Annotated in this window: 15 protein-coding genes; 12 read left to right on the top strand and 3 right to left on the bottom strand. The window is 40.3% G+C overall.

Annotated elements, in window-relative coordinates; genetic code table 11:
* Positions 1–47: 47 nt before the first annotated feature.
* The 9 genes from CKW03_RS16020 to CKW03_RS15980 all read left to right on the top strand — a co-directional run bounded on the left by CKW03_RS16020 (position 48) and on the right by CKW03_RS15980 (position 10477).
* The gene (locus CKW03_RS16020) at positions 48–1196 is read left to right on the top strand and encodes an alpha/beta hydrolase (protein ID WP_093100251.1); all 1149 of its coding nucleotides are present in this window, start codon (positions 48–50) and stop codon (positions 1194–1196) included.
* A 2-nt stretch (positions 1197–1198) separates the two neighbouring features.
* Positions 1199–2245: a YncE family protein gene (locus CKW03_RS16015; RefSeq protein ID WP_093100250.1), complete on the top strand. Its 1047-nt coding sequence runs from the start codon at positions 1199–1201 to the stop codon at positions 2243–2245.
* Between the two features lie 98 nt (positions 2246–2343).
* The gene (locus CKW03_RS16010) at positions 2344–3327 is read left to right on the top strand and encodes an ABC transporter permease (protein ID WP_093100248.1); all 984 of its coding nucleotides are present in this window, start codon (positions 2344–2346) and stop codon (positions 3325–3327) included.
* 3 nt (positions 3328–3330) lie between these two features.
* On the top strand, positions 3331–4284 hold the full coding sequence (locus tag CKW03_RS16005; RefSeq protein WP_093100247.1) for an iron chelate uptake ABC transporter family permease subunit: 954 nt from the start codon (positions 3331–3333) through the stop codon (positions 4282–4284).
* The gene (locus tag CKW03_RS16000; protein ID WP_093100245.1) at positions 4257–5039 is read left to right on the top strand and encodes an iron ABC transporter ATP-binding protein; all 783 of its coding nucleotides are present in this window, start codon (positions 4257–4259) and stop codon (positions 5037–5039) included. Before CKW03_RS16005 ends, CKW03_RS16000 begins: the two co-directional genes overlap by 28 nt.
* 10 nt (positions 5040–5049) lie before the next feature.
* Positions 5050–5994 (top strand): siderophore ABC transporter substrate-binding protein, encoded by a 945-nt coding sequence (locus CKW03_RS15995; RefSeq protein ID WP_236736546.1) that lies wholly within the window; start codon positions 5050–5052, stop codon positions 5992–5994.
* 6 nt (positions 5995–6000) lie between these two features.
* Complete coding sequence (locus tag CKW03_RS15990; protein WP_093100242.1) at positions 6001–6813, top strand: siderophore-interacting protein; 813 nt, start codon at positions 6001–6003, stop codon at positions 6811–6813.
* Positions 6814–7059: 246 nt separating this feature from the next.
* A complete protein-coding gene (locus CKW03_RS15985) occupies positions 7060–8682 on the top strand; it encodes a DUF8731 domain-containing protein (RefSeq protein ID WP_093100240.1) in 1623 nt (540 codons plus the stop codon).
* A 13-nt stretch (positions 8683–8695) separates the two neighbouring features.
* Positions 8696–10477 (top strand): M14 family metallopeptidase, encoded by a 1782-nt coding sequence (locus CKW03_RS15980; RefSeq protein ID WP_093100239.1) that lies wholly within the window; start codon positions 8696–8698, stop codon positions 10475–10477.
* Between the two features lie 1414 nt (positions 10478–11891).
* Here CKW03_RS15980 and CKW03_RS15970 read toward each other — a convergent pair.
* The 3 genes from CKW03_RS15970 to CKW03_RS15960 all read right to left on the bottom strand — a co-directional run bounded on the left by CKW03_RS15970 (position 11892) and on the right by CKW03_RS15960 (position 14262).
* Positions 11892–12569, bottom strand: a complete 678-nt coding sequence (locus CKW03_RS15970; RefSeq protein WP_093100236.1) for an ATP-binding cassette domain-containing protein — start codon at positions 12567–12569, stop codon at positions 11892–11894.
* Positions 12566–13480 carry a hypothetical protein gene (locus tag CKW03_RS15965; RefSeq protein WP_139185516.1) on the bottom strand — a complete coding sequence of 305 codons (915 nt, stop codon included), beginning with the start codon at positions 13478–13480 and terminating at the stop codon, positions 12566–12568. The genes CKW03_RS15970 and CKW03_RS15965 overlap by 4 nt, the downstream gene beginning before the upstream one ends.
* Before the next feature lie 194 nt (positions 13481–13674).
* Positions 13675–14262, bottom strand: a complete 588-nt coding sequence (locus tag CKW03_RS15960) for a hypothetical protein (RefSeq protein ID WP_093100232.1) — start codon at positions 14260–14262, stop codon at positions 13675–13677.
* Between the two features lie 455 nt (positions 14263–14717).
* On the opposite strand from CKW03_RS15960, the gene CKW03_RS15955 reads away from it, so the two are divergent.
* From CKW03_RS15955 to CKW03_RS15945, 3 genes are read left to right on the top strand one after another with little or no spacing between them, the layout of a single operon-like run.
* Complete coding sequence (locus tag CKW03_RS15955; RefSeq protein ID WP_093100231.1) at positions 14718–15440, top strand: CoA transferase subunit A; 723 nt, start codon at positions 14718–14720, stop codon at positions 15438–15440.
* The gene (locus CKW03_RS15950; RefSeq protein WP_093100480.1) at positions 15433–16611 is read left to right on the top strand and encodes a thiolase family protein; all 1179 of its coding nucleotides are present in this window, start codon (positions 15433–15435) and stop codon (positions 16609–16611) included. Before CKW03_RS15955 ends, CKW03_RS15950 begins: the two co-directional genes overlap by 8 nt.
* 3 nt (positions 16612–16614) lie before the next feature.
* The gene (locus CKW03_RS15945; RefSeq protein WP_093100229.1) at positions 16615–17244 is read left to right on the top strand and encodes a 3-oxoacid CoA-transferase subunit B; all 630 of its coding nucleotides are present in this window, start codon (positions 16615–16617) and stop codon (positions 17242–17244) included.
* Positions 17245–17597 lie beyond the last annotated feature (353 nt).

Raw genomic sequence — 17597 nt, 5'->3', positions numbered from 1 at the left:
TATCTAAATTAGCTACGAGTCAAATTGCTATATACAAACATTTATTTATGTCCAAAAAATTCATTGAGATAGCAGTAAACATTTTGAACAATTGTGAACATTACGTAGGTGAGCCTTTGTTCCTTGCTGGTACTTTCAATAATTGGGATCCCCAACATCTGTTGGTCGGAACTATCCCTCCAATTGGGCAATCTGTAAGATGCCTGATTCCCCATGTACAAACCGGAGACCTTGAACTAAAGATTACCCGAGGGAATTGGCTGACGTTAGAGGCTACTCGTGATGGAAAACTAAAATCACCTCAAGTTTTCAAAGTACAACGAGATGCTGAAATCAATTTGGAAATCGATTCTTGGAGAGATCTATTCCCTAGATCCACAGCAAGCAAACAGGTACTTACTTTAGACGATCATTTCTATTTTCCGGAAATGAATGTGTATCGAAAGGTCATGATCTATTTACCCAAGGATTATCAGCAGTCAGGCCAACGATACCCAACCATTTATATGCATGATGGCCAGCATCTTTTCGATGAGGCGCGATCAATTGGAAGGTCGGGGCCTGTAGAATGGATGGTCGATGAATTCCTTGATGGATATGATTCTTCTGCCATAGTGGTCGCTATCGATCATGCAAAGGATTATGAATTAAGACAGCAAGAATACCTGGTGCATCCAGTCCAAGGAACCAAGAATGCCTTGGGTTGGCATTATCTCGAAGATATCGTACAAACTTTAAAACCTTTTGTAGACAGTAACTATAGGACCCTTCCAGGTCCCATGCATACTTCTATGTTAGGTAGTTCTATTGCTGGTTTGCTTACTCTTTATGCTGGACTGAAATACCCAGCGGTCTTTGGCACCGTAGCCATATTTTCTCCATCGATCTGGATGGATGAAGATAATTTATATGCCTATTCGGAAAATATGCTCAGCAAGGGTATAAATAGGGCTGAACAGGAATTCTACTTTTATATGGGAGATCGGGAAAGACGATTTCGATTGATGGATGCCCATAACAATATGAAAATTGACCTCGATCGCTATTTCGAATGGATAAAAAATCATTTTTCAGGCAAATTAACACGCTATGTCAATCCCGAAGGAAAACATGGCGCATATTATTGGCAAAAGGCATTCGAAGATTTCTATCTACACTGGAATTCAAAAATTAACTCTATATATATAAATAAGTAACTATGAACACAATTCATTTCAATCACAAGTGCTCAATCCTTTCAAAAGCTCTATTCCTCAGTACAGGGTTATTCTTTTGCAGTACCTTGGCTTTTGGCCAAAAGGTAGTAAAATCTTCTCCTGCCGGAACTGGTGTTTATGAAGCCGTAATCAATTCAAATGACGGACATATTTATGTGACTTCAGCTGGTTCTCGTACGAAACCAGGTGGTGCCATCTTTAAAATCAATCCAAAGGATTTGGCCATTGTGGATAGCATCAGCTTAAAGGAAAATCCGCCATTCGGTATAGGAATAAACAACAAAACTCAGACTGCCTACACCACGAATACAAGAACAAACTCGGTCAGTGCCGTTGATCTTAAATCCGGAAAGTTATTGGCAACCATTAAAAACGGTGCCGAGGAATCCCATACCCGTGAGGTATTGGTGGATGAAGACAATAACCTGATCTATGTATCCGATGTGGGTGATCCTAGTAATATTTGGGTTATTGATGGGAAAACCAATACCTATTCCCATTCTTTGGATAACCTTGGAAAGACTGCAACTGGCATGACTTTCTTAAAAGGTACAGATAAAATCTATGTGACTGTTATTGGTGAAAATGCCATATATGTCGTTGATGTGAAAAGTAAAAAAGTGGATATGCAGTTTCCATCAGGCGGAGAGTCTCCTGTAAATATTACTTCGGATGGAGAACGCCTGTTCGTGGCCAATCAGAAGTCAGGTACAGTTACTGTATTAGGTCCTGAAGGAAATCTATTAAAGAGTATCCCAACTGGCGATGGGGCCATAGGAATTGCTTATGATAAAGTGAAAAACAGGATTTATTCTGCAAATCGCCAAACAGGAACGACCAGCATTATCGATGCTAAGACGCTAGAAGTGCTAGCTGATCTGCCAACCGGTTCTCATCCTAATCATGTAAAAATAGATCCGAAAACTGGAGAAGCTTTTATCATCAACAAAACTAAAGGAGGTAGACCAGTGGAAGGGCAACCTGTTGTAGTGGACAAAAATGGCGATACCATCACTAAAATCAATTAATAAAATCTTGATGATTGCTATGTCCTAATCCGTATGGAATAGGGCATAGTTTCATTTTATTATCAAATCATCTTAACGGTTTAAAGAGAGCTGTTAAAATGTTTAAGGAATTGGAGAATTTGAGTTTATTGAAGAATAAATACCTGCTATGGATACTTGCCATGGGGGTTATTTTAGTTTTAATCTGGATTTCACTTTTCACTGGAGTCAAGGATATCCATTATTCTGAATTATTTTCAGATAGTGAAAAGATGCTGTTCTTTGTGATTAGCCGAATCCCTAGGACCTTGGCATTGATCTTAGTGGGTGCTGGATTGAGCATATCCGGTTTTATTTTGCAACAATTATCGCAAAACAGGTTTGTTTCACCCACAACCTCAGGATCCTTGGAAGCCGCTAAGATGGGTATATTAACAGCTCTGATCCTTTTCCCACAATCCTCACTTTCGGTCAGGATGATCTTTGCACTGCTTTTCACGTTTTTCACCTCTTTACTGTTCATATTTTTTATTAGCAAGATCAAATTGCGGAGCACTGTTTTTATACCATTGGTGGGTTTGATGTTTGGAAGTATCCTGAGTGCTATTTCAACATTTTTTGCATATGAAAAGGGTATCGTGCAAAGTACGCAGGAATGGTTGCTCGGGGATTTTTCTTCCGTTATGCAAGGGCAGTATGAAGCCATCTATATTATTCTTCCAGCGGTGCTGCTGGTCTATTTATTTGCTGAACGTTTCACGATCGCAGGAATGGGGGAGAGCTTTGCCAAAAACTTAGGTCTTTCCTATAATAGCATTGTCTATATCGGCCTATTTACAGTTTCCATTGTGGTCAGTTCATCGGTACTCACTGTCGGTGCCATACCCTTTCTAGGGCTGATCATCCCCAACTTGGTGAGCATGGTATTCGGTGACAACTTGAGGAAGATCCTGCCAATCATTGCCTACGTAGGTGCAGTTTTCCTGATTATTTGCGACTTGATCAGTAGGCTGATTGTCTTTCCTTATGAAGTACCAATTGGCATGACCGTAGGGATCATCGGCGGAATTGTGTTCCTAATCTTAATCCTTAAAAAGAAATAAGAAATGAAACCAATCCTCAAATTTTCATTATTGCTATGTCTCCTGCTGATTGTGATTGCCTTGTTTCTATTTTATAAGGTTGATCTGTCCAATGACTATGCCATCAGTAAAAGGTCCATTCGACTTTTTAGCATGTTGATAGTGGGATGTTCTGTCGCCTACTCTTCGATTTTATTCCAGACGATTACCAACAATAGGATTTTGACTCCATCTATTATGGGCTATGAAGCCATCTTCATCCTATTCCAGACGGTGATTGTGTTTATCTATGGAGATCGGGCCTTCCAAGTGATCAACCAGCAGGAGAATTTTGTATATGCTGTGGTTTTGATGTTGGGATTCTCCCTATTGATCTACTTTTTGATGTTTGGCAAGGATAAGAAAAGCATGTATTATCTCTTGCTTACAGGAATGGTGTTTGGAACCTTATTTATGACCATGAGCCAATTCCTACATGTCCTGATCGACCCCAATGAATTTTCGATGGTACAGAATTTCATGTTCGTCTCTTTCGCCAAGATGAATACCAAATTGCTCAGCATCGCTGCAATCACCATGTTGGCAGCCATCACTTATATCAGTTTCAATTTACGCTATCTCGATGTGATCGCTTTGGGAAAAGACCACGCCATAAACCTAGGGGTTGATTATAACAAAATGATCAAAAGATTTCTGATCTGCATCACCCTGTTGGTTTCCGTGTCCACTGCTTTGGTAGGGCCCATTACTTTCCTCGGAATCTTGGTCTGTAACCTGACCTATGAGCTTTTCAGGACCAGAAAGCATCAATTTATGCTGCCTATCAGTGCAGTTATAGCTGCGCTCTGCTTAGTGTTAGGGCAATTCCTTGTGGAACAGGTTATCGGATTTACCACAACGGTCAGTATCATTATCAATTTTATCGGCGGAATTTATTTTATGTATTTATTATGGTTGACCAGGAAAAGAATAAGTTAAACTTTGACGCCATTGTAAAGCGTTATGGAAAAAAAGAAGTGTTGAAAAATCTGACAGGTGGTTTTCCACATGCAAAGATCACTTCATTAATCGGACCAAACGGTGCCGGAAAAAGTACTTTATTGGCAATAATTAGCCGATTGATCAAGCAAGATGCCGGTCAGGTGGCTTTCTTCGAAAAGGAATTATCCTCCTATAAAAGTTCTGAATTGGCAAAAAAACTATCCATTCTAAAACAGTCCAATCATCTTGAATTGAAATTGACCGTTAGGGATCTGGTTTCCTTTGGAAGGTTTCCTTATTGCCAGGGTAAGCTGAGCGAATTGGACTGGAAGAAAGTGGATGATGCCATCGCGTTTTCTGACCTCACTGCCTTAAAGGATTCCTATATCGATGAATTAAGTGGGGGACAACGACAAAGGGCATTTATCTCCATGATTATCGCCCAGGACACTGATTTTATTTTACTCGATGAACCTCTGAACAACCTTGATATGAAACATGCCGTCCATGTTATGAAAACCTTGCGACGCCTGGTCGATGAATTGGGTAAAACCGTGATCATGGTCATCCATGAAATCAATTTCGCTGCCCAATATTCCGACCAAATTATCGCCTTGAAGGATGGTGAAATTCTCTATAACGATCAGACCAATAAGGTGATCGATGCAAAGATCCTTCACGAAATATTTGATCTGGAATTCAATATTATCGAGATCAACAATAAAAGAATCTGTAATTATTTCAATCTATAAAATGAATACTATGCTAAGAAATATAATTTGGAAAGCCTTCGCATTTTTGTGTTTGTCTTTTCTATTGCTATCCTGCCAATCCAATTCATCTAAAATTGAAAATACATTGGACAGCGATACGCTACATATTGAGCACAAAATGGGTAAGCTGATCATCCCAAAAAATCCCAAACGCAGCGTGGTACTGGATATCGGTGCATTGGAAACCATGAACGAATTAGGTATTGTGCCTGTAGGTGTACCCAAGAAATTCCTTCCTTCCTACCTGAAATCAATCCAAGATAATCCCGATGTGGCGGATGTAGGATCAGTTATTGAACCCGACTTCGAGGCCATTGCTGCGACAAAACCGGATATTATTTTTATTTCCACCCGATTGGAAAGATTCTATCAAGAAATCAATGAGATCGCCCCAACGGTATTTATCGGAACCGATAATAAAAATTACATCCCATCTTTTGAGAACAATGTCAAACTGATCGGTAGGATTTATAGCCAAGAAGCAAAAGCTAATGAAAAATTTGCCTCCTTGGAAGAGAAAATTGCTGCCGCCCAAAGTAAATACAAGCAAGATCCACATAAAGCTTTGTTCCTGATCTACAACAATGGGAAATTCAGTGCTTTTGGCAAAGGATCAAGATTTGGGTTTATCCATGATGTATTAGGCATTAAGCCTGTTCTGGAACTGAATGATGAATCCGTTCATGGACAAAGGGTTTCCAATGAATTGATCGCCGAGGCCAATCCTGATTACTTGTTTATCGTCGACCGAAATGCTGCTGTTTTAGGTAAGAAATCCAGCAAAGAAGAGGTGGAAAATCAATTGATCAAACAGACCAAGGCCTCTAAGTCCAATAAATTATTCTACCTAGATCCCAATGTTTGGTTTATCTCTGGAGGAGGTATTACATCAGTGAATTTAATGGTAGATGATATTGTTAAACTTATTCAATAATTAAGGATGGAAAAGCCAATCATTTCAAAATATGTTTTCAAAGTAACGGGTAAGCAGAACATTACACCACATTATATCCGGGTTGTCCTCAAGTCGGATCAGGCGATAGATTTTGATAAATGTACCCCTGGTGCAAACAATAAGATCTTTATCCCGCCGCATGGAAAGAAAGATGTTCAATTTGCCAGTTTTGATGCTGAAAAAGGGGAGTGGGTGATGCCCGAGGAGGATGTAAAACCAATCGTGCGTACTTATACCCATCGACAATACAATCCCAAGACCCAAGAAATAACGATTGATTTTGTCAATCATGGTGAGAATGGACCAGCCTCTGCATGGGCCAGAAAAGCTACATTAGGCGATCAATTAGGGGTAGCTATGAAGATTAGGGAAACAGTACATTATCCCAATGTAGATTGGTACCTTTTGGTCGGAGATGCAACAGCTATTCCGGTTATCAGCTGTATTTTGGAGAGCCTGCCTGCTTCTGCTAGGGGCTATTGTTTGATCGAAATTCCTTCTGAACATGATTTCCATCCAGAATTAAAGCATGATGGATTTGAATTTCAGTGGCTCATCAATCCAGAACCCGAAAAAGGAAGTTCACTTCCTCATTTGACTATGGATGTACAACTGCCCACAAATCTATCGAAGTTTGCTTACGTAGCCTGTGAATATAGTTCTGTAAAGGAACTCCGTTCTTATTTTAAGGATAAACTAGGTTGGTCCAATAAAGATTTTTATGCTTTCTCCTATTGGAAAGCAGGTGTCGCTGAAGATAAGTCTGCCCAAGATCGAAGGGAAGAGAAGTCAGAATGATTAAATCACCCCAGCTTATTTAACCTATTTCCTTAGAGAATAATTGCGTCCAATCGCAATTATAACAACATTGTTATCTCTATGTTTTCACTGTAAAACATCGCCTATTTGGGCTATTGTTAGACTTAGTTTTGAAGATAATCCAATTTTTAAATAATAATTATTTAAAAATTGGATTATCTGTTTAATGGCTTTCAATTATTAACCTAATTCAGTAGTTTAGCGACAGACTAAATACCTAAATATATGAAATACTGGATCATTTTGCTGCTCTCCTGCGGCATGCCGTTTTTTGTAAATGCACAATGGAATTATCCCAATTTCGATGCATTGACAAAGCAAATTCAAGATGTATCTTCAAACAAACTCGTGGAAAGAACTTCCATTGGAAAGTCGGTTGGTTCTGAAGACATCCCATTAATTAAAATCCAAAATGGAAAAACTCCAAAACCTACACTATTGATCGTTGCGGGAGTTGATGGAAAACACCCTGCAGGCGTAATCAATTCCTTAAATGTTGCAAAGCAAATATTAGCCCTTCCTACTGATCAACTTAATGAACTATTAGCTAATAAGTCCATTTGGATTATTCCCGTTCTCAATGTTGATGCTTATAAAAGAAATTCCAATTCTGCAGCATGGTCCTCTGGAAATGGCAGGACCATAGACAATGATCGTGACGGCCGTATCGATGAAGATCCGGAGGTTGATCTTAACAAAGATGGATTGATTTCACAAATGCGGATCAAAACTCCAGCGGGGCCATACCGTTCTCATGCTAACAATGCTGATTACCTGGTGTTAGCCGAGCGCAACAAAGGCGAAACCGGCAACTACGAGCTTTATACCGAAGGTCGCGATGCGGACCAAGATGGCGCTATTTCTGAAGATGGTAAGACTGGTGTCAACCTAGATAAGAACTTTACGTTTGACTATCCATTCTTCGAACCTGAAACTGGCGATTATGCAGCTTCAGAACCTGAAACCAGAGCGATCATTGATCTGATCTTCGAAAATCCACAAATTGCTGCGGTGCTACACTTTGGCTTACAGAACAATCTTTCTGTTGCAGAGCAATTTGATCAAAGAAAAGCTTCAGAAAGAATTACTAAATCTTGGACAAACAACGATGCGCAAGTTTCTGCATTTGTGAGCAAGATCTATAATGATGCCGTGAAACCAATGGGTGAAGCGCCAAAAATGCCTGCTGGTAAAGGAAACCTGAGCCCAACGATTTACTACCATGCCGGAAAATTCAGTTTCGTAACGCCTTCATGGTGGATTCCAACCATTTCTGACACAACCAAAAATGCTGCTCCAAAAGTGCCAGCAACCAATAATTCTGACCGTTTCGTAAACTGGGTAAAGAACCAAGGGATTCAAGGTGCTATCCTTCCATGGACCAAGGTAAGCCATCCGGATTTTCCTAACCAAGAGGTGGAAGTCGGTGGGGTAGTGGAACGTTTTGTAAACAACCCTCCCGTAGCATTATTGGAAGCTTCAGCAAAGATGCACAGTAATTTTGTAGTTGAATTGACCCGTTCTCTTGCCAGCCTAGAATTCTCAAGCCCGAAAGTGACCAATCTTGGCGATGATATCTACCGGATCGAAGTGAAAGTCTTCAATACAGGAGCAATGCCTGTGTATCCAGAAATTGCAGATAAGATCAAACATGTTTCCAAAATGAAGTCCATTATGGAATTGCAAAAGGGACAATCTTTCCTTAGTGGCAAACGCCTTCAGCTTTATCCAACCCTACAAGCAGGTGCTTCAAATACCTTCTCTTGGTTGGTCAAAGGAAAAGGGAAAGTTCAAGTGACTGTTGGATGCCCAACTGCTGGAGAGAAAACCCTAGATATTAACCTATAAAATCTGCTAAGAAATGAGACTATCATATAAAATATTATCACTTGCCTTAGCACTGAGTGTTTCGGCAGCATTTGCCCAAAAGAAAAACGACGATGTCAGCAAAGAGATCGCTGGCCTCCGGGCAGTAGGGTCGCCCTCCAATCCTAAAGTTCAGATGAATTGGAGCCGGTACCATGACCTTAAACAAATGGAACAGTTCTACAAGGATCTGCAGAAAGCTTATCCCGACCTTATTAAATATGAATCTATCGGAAAAAGTTATGAAGGCAGAGACATCTTTGTCCTGACCGTAACGGATTTCAAGCAAGGGCAACCCGAAAGGAAGCCTGCAATGTGGATCGATGGTAACATCCATGCCAATGAGTTGCAAGGTTCTGAGATTTCCATGTATACCGCTTGGTACCTATTGGAGAACTATAATACAGTTCCCTTTATCAAGGAATTGTTAAAGGATAAGGTGTTCTATATTGCACCTACGATCAACCCCGATTCTCGCGAATACTTTATTTATCAACCGAACACCATGCACTCTTCGAGGACTGGCCGTCGACCGTTTGATAACGATGGTGACGGACTGGTAGCAGAAGATCTGTATGATGATTTGGATGGCGATGGCGAAATTGTAATGATGCGCCGCAAGTCCAAGACCGGTAGATTCAAAGCAGATCCGGAAAATCCTAACCGCATGCTGATGGTAAAACCAGGTGAGGTGGGTGAATATGAGATGTTGGGATTTGAAGGGATCGACAATGATGGTGATGGTTTGGTCAACGAAGATATCACTGGTACCTATGACCCGAACCGTGACTGGGGATGGAACTGGCAGCCAAATTATGTACAGGGAGGTGCCTTATACTATCCAGGAACTTTGCCTGAAACCCAAGCCGTCAAGAAATTTATCTATTCCCATCCTAATATTGCCGGTGCACAGTCTTACCACAACTTTGGCGGTATGATCCTTCGGGGACCTGGTGCTGCGGATGATGAAAGATTCTATTCTAGGAAAGACGTTCAGGTATATGATGCCTTAGGTCAGACTGGAGAGAAGATGTTGCCGGGCTATGATTATATCGTCATCCATAAAGATCTTTATACCGTGTTTGGTGGCGAGATCGATTTCTTGGCCTTAACACGAGGTATCTTTACCTTCTCCAACGAATTGATGACTACCTATAAGCTATTCAATGAAAAATCAGAAGGTGGGTTAAGGAATAGTGATGAGTATTATGAGTTTGATAAGCTATTGATGTTCGGTGATGCTTATGTGCCATGGAAGGAATTTGACCATCCACAATATGGCAAAATCGAGATTGGTGGAGCCAAGAAAAACTATACCCGTAACCACCCAGGCTTCTTGTTGATGGAAGATGCACACCGAAATGCGGCATTTACCATTTACCATGCCTACCACATGCCTAAATTGGAGGTAATGGAATCCAGTATCAAACCTCTGGGCGGTAACTTATATGAAGTGAATGCGACCATTTGGAATACGAGGATTGTGCCTACACACTCAGACCATGATGTGAGACATAAGATAGAACGCCCTAACCATATCCGATTAGAAGGTGCCCAGGTGGTAACAGGGATGCAGGTGTTGAACGCGGACTTCAATGAAACGCTAGAGCAAAAATATCAGCCACAGCAAATCGAAGTACCTACTATTGATGGTATGAGTTCCGTGAAAGTCAGATGGATCGTAAAAGGGAATCCAAGTTCAGCGAAGCTGATCGTGGACAGCCCTAAAGGTGGATACCTTGAATATAATCTGAAGGACGCAGCGAATAAGTCCTAATCAAAACAGCAACAATTTACAAATCGGTTTATACCTTGAAGCAGCAATCCAATGATTGCTGCTTTTTTTGTGGGAGGATTGGGTCATTGTGAATCGTAAGATGAACAAACCATTTTTAATGATTGTGGATAGTTTCGAGACCCTTCGGTGCCCTACCAATGGACAGGTTTGTTAAATCTGTGTTTCTAGGTGTTTAGACCTATATTTCCTTTCCAGAAGAATATTTTTTCCGCCATTCATCCCCTGCGGGGATGTATTATTTTAGCATGGATGGCAAACAATAAAGGGGTAATGCAAAAACGATGTTCGATTAATCGAACATCGTTTTTGCGCGACTTCCAGGCTAACGTGCCAGATCTGCTAAAATAATGGAACCCCAAATGGGGTTCTATATTTAAAAAACAAAAGAGCTAATAGATTTTCATTGCCAACATGCTGTCATCACCTTCCAATAAATTTAGCCCAAATTTTTACTTCTCAGGGTGACACAAAAAGGGTATAGAAAAATATTCCAGCCCTGCTGGGGGTTGTCCGTTTTACGATTTGATTTTCTATAAAGATTCCACCCCCGCTAGGGGTTTGGATAATTAACAAACAACCATCCTTCCGCAGGAAGTCCTTTAGCCTCCGGCTCATTTCCAGTGGCGGAAAAATGGAAAGAATGCCGATGCCTGTGCGATGGGATTGGCCTTGGAATGCTTTCAATAGATCATCCCTTTTACTGGGATGGTCTATTGAAAGATATTCCCGACAACAAGGCATTCTATCCATGTGCGGGAGGCCGTGCGAAAAGCCACCTTAAATGGGCCGAAGCCTTTTGGTTACTTTTGGGCTTCAAAAGTAACGAAGAATCTATTTTTGTTTTTTTAGGAGGATTGTGTCATTGCGAATCGTAAGATGAGCAAACTATTTCTATTAAATTTTGCAGGAATTAATGGGATTTATTCAGCCTGAAGGCTGACATTCTTTTTGGGAACTATGCGGCGGGCGTATGCGATACGCCCCTACCAAAATCGTCAAATTTCCTCGTCATAGAAATCGTAAGATGAGGAAACCATACAAACCATGTGAATATATTGGCGAACGGTTCCTGCACCTTCGGTGCAGAATGACACGATCAAGGTGGGAGAACCGTACAGATTCTTCACTGATCGTTCAGAATTAGAATTAAACAAATGCAGCCTTATTGATATATTTAGGAATTAAGTTTTTGCTTATTTCATAATATTGCTTTATCGGAACAATTTTACAACTATTCTTAAGGTTGATATCCTGACTATATTCGAGAATCATTCGAGGCATGTTCGGGAAAGCCTTTAATAATATTCTATCCATTTTCGGAATTTTCCGAATATGTCTCGAATGAGGTCAAAAGAAAATGGCGTGTTTTTGTTTTAGCTAGGCTTTCGAAACCTTAGAGAGAAAAATTGTTGAAGTGATTCTGTAGAATTTTATTTTTCATGGCTTCTTCCAAGTCTCCAAAATTGGATGGAGCATAAGGCTCGGAGAACTGCCCATTTTCAATCTGATAAATCACATCACAACTATTTTTGAGAGTTGAAAAAATATGTGAGGATATAAGGATGGTTTTTCCTTTGTCCTTGAGCATCTTGATGATTTCCTCCAGTATGATTGAACTCTCCAGATCGATACCATTAAAAGGTTCATCCAAGATGATGAAATCATTCTGCTGAAAGAGGACTGCCATGATCGCCAATTTCTTTTTCATCCCAGTGGAGTATTGGCTGATATATTCCTTTAAAGGTAGCTTAAAAATATTCTTTTCCTGAAGGTTTTCCAGCTTAATTTTCCGAGCATCTGCCATGAGATAGATATGCTCTTCTCCGGTAATCTTTGGTAAGAAATAAGGTTCAGCCGTTAAAAATCCAAGGTGGTTCTTGATTTCCTTATAGCTTGTCTTGATTTTTCCTTCGTAATCCTCCATTTCCGCCAAGCATCTGAAGAATGTAGTTTTCCCAGAGCCATTTTCTCCGACAAGACCATATACCTTTCCAGGCTCAAAGATTACATTGATAAGCTTGAGTACAGCTTTGGCGCCATAGGATTTTCCTAGGTTTATTACTTCTATCATTGTACAGTTTTTAAGTTTTGGATTGCTTTGAAATAATAGTAAGGGATGATGAACAATACCAATGGATAAAACATCAGGCATAAGCCTAGGATGACACCCTCAGCAACATTGACCTTTCTGGGGAAGACTGCATATTTGAGACTGATCACAAAGGGTATCAAAAATAGGCCTAGTCCCCACACAATAAGTGCTTTGCTGATGTCATGAGGGAAGAGCGCAACAAGTGGAATCAGGATTGGCAATAATAATAGGCTTAATTGAAATATGCCCCGTTTGAATTTGTGATTTAAGAAGGCAACAGGTTTTCGGTTTTGGTTCCAAAGGATAAGGTTTGGTTCAATAACCTGATAATATAAGCTGGTGCAGATGCAAATACAGAACATACAGAAAAGCGCAAGGTTTTGATTGCCATAAGCCAAGCCAATATAGGCTAGTACATAAAGTATCAAAAGGAGAAGCCAGGTCTTGCGGAATCCGATAATAAATTCAAATGGATATTTCTTGAATGGGGTAGGAATGGTTCTAGACCAAAGGCTGTTTGTCGATACGAAGACGAAAAGGATACCGATGGCTAAAAGCAAAAGTGCCAAATCAAATTTAGCATGTAGGATAAACAGGATGACCGTACCCAAGCTGATGATGAGGTTTTCTAGCATCCTAATCAGGTAATAATCTAAGTTATTGAAGGTCAACTTCAGAAAATCATTTCGGTTGTATTCAGCAAGGCTAAATAAGGCCTGAAAGTTCAATAGGAAAATTAAATAGGCGGCCCAGTATGGATATAATTGAAGTAAGTAGAAAAGAGCAGTATAGACCAATAATATTGAAGGGAAAATCAATAGCCAAGGCAGTCCGAAATCTTTCATGGATCTACAGATAATCTTGAACTGCAAATTGAAGTAACTCTTCATGCTCCTTAGGCTTTAGGTTTAACCTGAGTAATTAGTCAGAAATTAGCTTGTTATGTTACAGGATTCTGAATAAAATATGATTTTAAACCAAAAAAGCAGTGTTAACGTCTGTTAACACTGCTTTTTTATTATTTCAAGACCTCAAACAACCAAGAACATCGTCTTAAGTCTGTTGTCTTATGTCTATCGTCTAATTAAGAGTTCCTTTTCAGCTGTTCGTCCAATAATTGACGTTTTAGGAGTTGTTCTCTTTCCATAGATTTTTTTCTAAGAGTTTGAAGTTCTTCCTGAAGTTCATCTACGGTATTTTTACTTTCTTCGGTGTCAACTTTAGCTTTTCTGAATGCCGCTAAAATTCCAAATAAAGCAATCGCTAGCACAATGATGATTACCCATACCATGGTATGGTAAGAGCTCTTGGAGAACTGGATCCCCAAGAAGGAAATGCTATCGGTTTTTTGTTGTTCAGTTTGTAAAGCAGCAGATAGATTCGTTACAGAATCTTGCAGGGTTTGCAGGCTTCCTTCGGTAGAAGATGCGTCGCCTTTCAAACCAGAAATTTGCTTTTTATAAATGCTCAAGGAGTCTTTCACATTTTGACGGATGATGTCAAGATTAGTCTTACGGATAATCTTAAAGTCCTTGTCTTGGTTTCTAGATTGCAAATTCAAATAGACGAATTGGCTGTCTAGAGGAGCCGTTTTCAGTTTTTGTTGTAGGGTCTGTCCAAATAGGGTTGAACTAGATACCCAAAACAGTAAAAAGAGTGATAATAATCGCATAGTATATGGTATATTTCTTGCTTTAAGAGTCAAGTTTAGCAATTTAATTAGAATTACAAAAGAAATTCTAGAAATTGATTCAATAATACACTAATCTATTTATTTGATTAACCTGGGGTTAATAATTATTTATCTTTCCGATTAAATTGGGCGGGGATTTTGTAATCTCTAATCCAATTCCTAAAACTGTTCCATCATTTGTAAAATACCTTCCTGTTTACTGCTAAGTATTGAATAATACCCAATTCTAGTTTATAGAATTGTAAAAGTTCTTAATAATTAGAGGTTTAAGATAATTTCGTTAAATTTATCATGATTATAAACTTCAGGACATAAATAAATTTTATTCCAAAAAATATTTTATCAACTGATTGATTTTTAGATAATTATTTGGTTGTCCTAAGCTCTAAAAGATTTATTTATTCCCGATTGGGGAAATAACGCAATGTACAGATATGATTAATAAGACAGTATCTAATGCGCAGCAAGCTATTGAGGGTATTCAGGATGGCATGACCATCTCCCTAGGTGGTTTTGGGCTGTGTGGGATTCCTGAAAACCTTATTTCGGCTTTGCTGGATAAGAGGGTCACAAACCTCACTTGCATCAGTAACAATGCAGGGGTGGATGATTTCGGTTTGGGCCTGTTGCTGCAGAATAAGCAGATCAAAAAAATGATTGCATCCTATGTAGGTGAGAATGCAGAATTTGAAAGACAGATGTTGAGTGGAGAGTTGGAAGTAGACTTGGTTCCACAAGGAACTTTGGCCACGCGCTTGATGGCTGGTGGATATGGACTACCTGTAATTTTTACGCCAGCCGGAGTAGGGACCGAAGTGGCAGAGGGTAAAGAAGTAAGAAGGTTTACTTTCCATGGGGTAGAGAAAGATTACTTAATGGAATATGCCTTTGAACCGGATTATGCCTTGGTAAAAGCATGGAAAGGCGATACAGCAGGTAACTTGGTTTACCGCGGAACGGCACAGAACTTTAACCATGCTGTCGCTATGTGTGGTAAGATTACCATCGCCGAGGTGGAAGAATTAGTTGAGGTGGGCGAATTGGATCCTAACCATATTCATACTCCAGGAATTTTTGTAAACAAGATTTTCCAAGGAGCGAAGTATGAAAAGAGAATTGAACAAAGAACGGTTAGAAAAAGAGAAGATAATGAGTAAAAAAGTATATATCGTTGCTGCTAAGAGAACAGCAATGGGAAGTTTTGGATCATCCTTGGCTACTGTTTCCTCAACAGAATTGGGAGCTACCGTGATCAAAGCTGTAATGGACGAAATTAAATTGGAGAAGCACCATGTGGACGAAGTCTATATGGGCTCGGTGCTTCAGGCTAATCTGGGGCAAGCGCCTGCTAGACAAGCTTCTAAGTTTGCTGAGCTCCCTGATCATGTACCGGCAACTACCATCAATAAGGTCTGTGCTAGCGGTATGAAAGCCATTTCAATAGGCGTACAACAGATTCTATTGGGAGATGCGCAGGTTGTGATCGCTGGTGGGATGGAGAACATGAGCCAAGTGCCTTTCTATGATACTGCAGCGAGATGGGGTGCCAAATACGGTGACCAGAAGTTAACCGATGGTATCCAAAAAGATGGTTTGACGGATGTGTACTCGGAACAAGCGATGGGAAATTGTGGTGAGCTCTGTGCAGAGAAATACGAGATCAGTAGGGCCGATCAGGATGAATATGCGATTCAATCCTATACCCGCAGTAAGATCGCCTGGGAGACTGGAAAATTCAAGAATGAGGTGGTTCCTGTTGAAGTGAAATCCAGGAAGGGTACCGTGTTGGTGGATGAGGATGAGGAATTCAAGAATATCAATTTTGAAAAGGTGAGCCAATTGAGGGCTTCCTTCAAAACCGATGGAACGATCACTGCTGCCAATGCCTCTACTTTAAGCGATGGTGCGGCGGCGGTTATCCTGATGAGTGAAGAGAAAGTAATGGAACTTGGTATCAAACCTTTAGCTGAGGCCGTTGCCTATGCTGATGCAGAACAATCTCCCGAATGGTTTACCACTACACCTACTGCGGCTACACAAAAAGTGTTGCAGAAGGTGGGACTGACGGTAGACGATATCGATTATTTTGAATTCAATGAGGCCTTTTCGGTAGTTGCCTTGGCAAATGCTAAGCTATTGGACATCTCCGAAGACCAGATGAACGTATATGGTGGTGCGGTTTCCTTGGGGCATCCATTGGGTTGTTCCGGCGCTCGGATCATCGTTACTTTAACTAGTGTATTACATCAGGAGAATGGTCAATTAGGACTTGCTGCCATCTGTAATGGTGGTGGTGGAGCAAGTGCCATGATCCTCAAAAAGATTTAACCTATGTTGGATAAATTTGGAATAGCAAAGCGAATTGCTAAGGAAATAAAAGATGGATATTATGTGAACCTCGGCATTGGGATTCCAACCTTGGTGGCAAATTATATCCCAGACAATATCAATGTGGTTTTGCAAAGTGAAAATGGCTTGTTGGGTATGGGGCCTTTTCCTTTTGAAGGAGAAGAAGATGCTGACTATATCAATGCCGGCAAGCAAACCATTACTACTTTACCAGGATCGGCATTCTTTGATTCAGCAATGAGTTTCGGCATGATCCGTTCCCGTAAGATCGACTTAACCATCCTTGGTGCCATGGAGGTTTCCGAAAATGGCGATATCGCCAACTGGAAGATTCCCGGTAAGATGGTGAAAGGAATGGGTGGTGCCATGGATTTAGTGGCAAGCGCCGAGAATATTATCGTTGCCATGCAACATGTCAATAAAGCTGGAGAATCTAAGTTGTTGCCAAGCTGTACATTGCCCCTGACTGGTGTGAAATGTGTGAAGAAAATAGTAACGGAATTGGGCGTATTTGAGGTTATGCCAACTGGTGGTTTTAAGGTATTGGAACTCCATGATGGAGTATCCCTTGATATGGTAAAACAGAGTACTGCAGGAAAGCTTTTTTATTAGAAGAATGTCATAGACTTTCTTCTAAGACATAAGACAATAGATACAAGACCTTAGACCGTTCAGGGGGCTAAGGTCTTGTGTCTATTTTTTTTTGGATGCTTTAGAAAAAGAGGGGTAAATGTTCAAATGCATGTGCTGGGCGTATGCAATACGCTCGCTGCATATTTTCAAAAAGAATGTCAGCTTTCAGGCTGAATAAATCCCATTAATTCCTGCAAAATTTAATAGAAATAGTTTGCTCATCTTGCGATTCGCAATGATATATTCCGCAAAAAAAAGGAAATAGATTCTTCGCGTTGCTCTGAATCCCTCTCAGGGAATTTCTAATTCTGTGCCGGGTCTCGACTTCGCTC

It is taken from the genome of Sphingobacterium mizutaii (genome assembly GCF_900187125.1).
Classification (GTDB): Bacteria; Bacteroidota; Bacteroidia; order Sphingobacteriales; family Sphingobacteriaceae; genus Sphingobacterium; species Sphingobacterium mizutaii.
The sequence above is the reverse complement of the archived record's forward strand: the minus strand, read 5'-3'. Positions and strand labels throughout refer to the sequence as shown.

Bases quoted from the DNA above. Each gene is read 5' to 3' on its own strand.
- CKW03_RS16010 (WP_093100248.1), top strand. From the start codon at position 2,344: ATGTTTAAGGAATTGGAGAATTTGAGTTTATTGAAGAATAAATACCTG.
- CKW03_RS15995 (WP_236736546.1), top strand. From the start codon at position 5,050: ATGCTAAGAAATATAATTTGGAAAGCCTTCGCATTTTTGTGTTTGTCT.
- CKW03_RS15950 (WP_093100480.1), top strand. From the start codon at position 15,433: ATGAGTAAAAAAGTATATATCGTTGCTGCTAAGAGAACAGCAATGGGA.
- CKW03_RS15990 (WP_093100242.1), top strand. From the start codon at position 6,001: ATGGAAAAGCCAATCATTTCAAAATATGTTTTCAAAGTAACGGGTAAG.
- CKW03_RS15955 (WP_093100231.1), top strand. From the start codon at position 14,718: ATGATTAATAAGACAGTATCTAATGCGCAGCAAGCTATTGAGGGTATT.
- CKW03_RS16020 (WP_093100251.1), top strand. From the start codon at position 48: ATGTCCAAAAAATTCATTGAGATAGCAGTAAACATTTTGAACAATTGT.
- CKW03_RS15965 (WP_139185516.1), bottom strand. From the start codon at position 13,480: ATGAAGAGTTACTTCAATTTGCAGTTCAAGATTATCTGTAGATCCATG.
- CKW03_RS15970 (WP_093100236.1), bottom strand. From the start codon at position 12,569: ATGATAGAAGTAATAAACCTAGGAAAATCCTATGGCGCCAAAGCTGTA.
- CKW03_RS15980 (WP_093100239.1), top strand. From the start codon at position 8,696: ATGAGACTATCATATAAAATATTATCACTTGCCTTAGCACTGAGTGTT.
- CKW03_RS15960 (WP_093100232.1), bottom strand. From the start codon at position 14,262: ATGCGATTATTATCACTCTTTTTACTGTTTTGGGTATCTAGTTCAACC.
- CKW03_RS16015 (WP_093100250.1), top strand. From the start codon at position 1,199: ATGAACACAATTCATTTCAATCACAAGTGCTCAATCCTTTCAAAAGCT.
- CKW03_RS16005 (WP_093100247.1), top strand. From the start codon at position 3,331: ATGAAACCAATCCTCAAATTTTCATTATTGCTATGTCTCCTGCTGATT.
- CKW03_RS16000 (WP_093100245.1), top strand. From the start codon at position 4,257: ATGGTTGACCAGGAAAAGAATAAGTTAAACTTTGACGCCATTGTAAAG.
- CKW03_RS15945 (WP_093100229.1), top strand. From the start codon at position 16,615: ATGTTGGATAAATTTGGAATAGCAAAGCGAATTGCTAAGGAAATAAAA.
- CKW03_RS15985 (WP_093100240.1), top strand. From the start codon at position 7,060: ATGAAATACTGGATCATTTTGCTGCTCTCCTGCGGCATGCCGTTTTTT.